Consider the following 1,758-nt stretch of genomic DNA (forward strand, 5'->3'; position numbering starts at 1 on the left):
TATCGGTCGCCAAATAGATATACGGATAAGACTTATCGTCCCGCAGCAAAATGTTGTAGGGAGGTTTCAGCTTTTTGATCAAATTTTGCTCTAAGATCAAAGCTTCTGTTTCACTATTCGTAATAGTGACTTCAATATTTTGAATTTTTGAGACCAGCGCGCGAGTCTTGGGCGCATGATCATTCTTAAGAAAGTAACTAGAAACGCGTTTTTTTAGATTCTTGGCCTTGCCAACATAGAGGATCTGCCTAGCACCATCGAACATTCGATAGACACCTGGGGCAGTTGATAAGTTTTTAAGGAAGTTCTTAGCGTCAAATGGCTGCGCGATTGCGCTTTGACTACTCTGTGGCATCGACTTCTAGCAATCCGTGCTTTAATGCCATGAGCGTTAGACCTACATCACTGGTAACGCCAAGTTTCTCAAATACGCGATAACGGTAGGAGTTAACCGTTTTAGGGCTCAAACACAACACATCCGAAATTTCTTGAACCTTACGACACTCCATAATCATCTCAGCAATCTGCTTTTCACGAGAGGATAGTTCACTAAACGGATCATTGCTGGATTCATTTAAAGCCATATTTTGTGCGATATCAGGGCTAATGTAACGCTCACCCGCATGCACTTTCTTCACGGCTTTAATCATTTCACTGATGTGGCTATTCTTCGATACATAAGCGGAAGCCCCAGAATCAAGGACTCTTTGTGCTGAAGGGGAATCTGTCAATGCAGAGACGACGACAACCTTGATGTCATCACTGACTTTCTTAATACGTCGCGTGGCTTCAATGCCCCCTATACCGGGCATTTTGATATCCATAAGCACAACATCTGGCTTATGTGATTGAGCTGAGTCGATGGCGTTTTCACCTGAGTCAGATTCACCAATCACATTTATGGATACGTCATCCTGCAACATACGTGAGATCCCTGCGCGAATAAGATCGTGGTCATCAACCACTAATACGTCTATCACTTGACACCTCGCACTATGTTATCGCTAAGACACATAACAGTAAGTTCGTCGTTTACATTATTTTTCACTTATAAGCGAAGTGTATGACCTTTCCTGAAAAATGTGAAACCTTTGCTTCAAAAGCCTCCTACCAAGCACTTTTTTTTAGAAGTATTTCACGAGTTCAAATTGCACATGATCCTCACTTTGCAAAAATCTCGTTTTCTGCGAGGAGTCGGTCGCTGCATTAAGGATATCCATTGGATCAGTGGTCAAATGAGGTTTCCCGTCAAAGACCCAAGCATTTACAAAAAGCTTTACATCGCTTGTGAGGCGCTGGCTTGCCTCAAGTGAGTAGATACGTTCATGAGTTTTGTGATCAAGAATACCGCCCAATAGTATTTCGGAAGAGTCTTCATCATTAAACGCATAACGCCATCCAACAAACACGTCTTGCTCAAACGTTATGCGACTATCACTCTTACGATCATCGTATAAATATTCAGCAATCCAACCCAAATCTGCATAACTATCAAAGATCCCAACCTGCGTGTATTCAAATCCTGCCACGGCGGCAGAGTAACGAGAGTCGATTCCTTTCGTTGAAATACCTTCGAACTTTAGTAACCATGACTCATAAATATACTGGAGTTCCAAACCCGTTTGATCGATCTGTTCATAAAATGGAACAAAAGCAGAAGGCGTCATCGGGTTATTCGGCGCCAATATTGGCGTTCGCCCAGTACCAGAAAAATGAGAAATCGCGAAATCAAGATCGTCGATGTAATGCGAATAACGT

General features: G+C 42.5%; 2 protein-coding genes and 1 pseudogene. All 3 read right to left on the reverse strand.

Translation table 11 applies throughout. From position 1 onward, the window contains the following. Positions 1 to 355, reverse strand: a 355-nt coding sequence (locus tag A3739_RS02500) for a GIY-YIG nuclease family protein (RefSeq protein ID WP_231876981.1), incomplete at its 3' end; no start/stop codon positions are given. Beyond that, positions 342 to 980: a response regulator gene (locus A3739_RS02505; RefSeq protein WP_068500124.1), complete on the reverse strand. Its 639-nt coding sequence runs from the start codon at positions 978 to 980 to the stop codon at positions 342 to 344. The genes A3739_RS02500 and A3739_RS02505, both read right to left, overlap by 14 nt. 144 nt (positions 981 to 1,124) lie before the next feature. After that, positions 1,125 to 1,758: pseudogene (locus A3739_RS29205) on the reverse strand (hypothetical protein); the annotation flags it as partial.

The sequence above is a fragment of the Oleiphilus sp. HI0067 genome, from assembly GCF_001635735.1.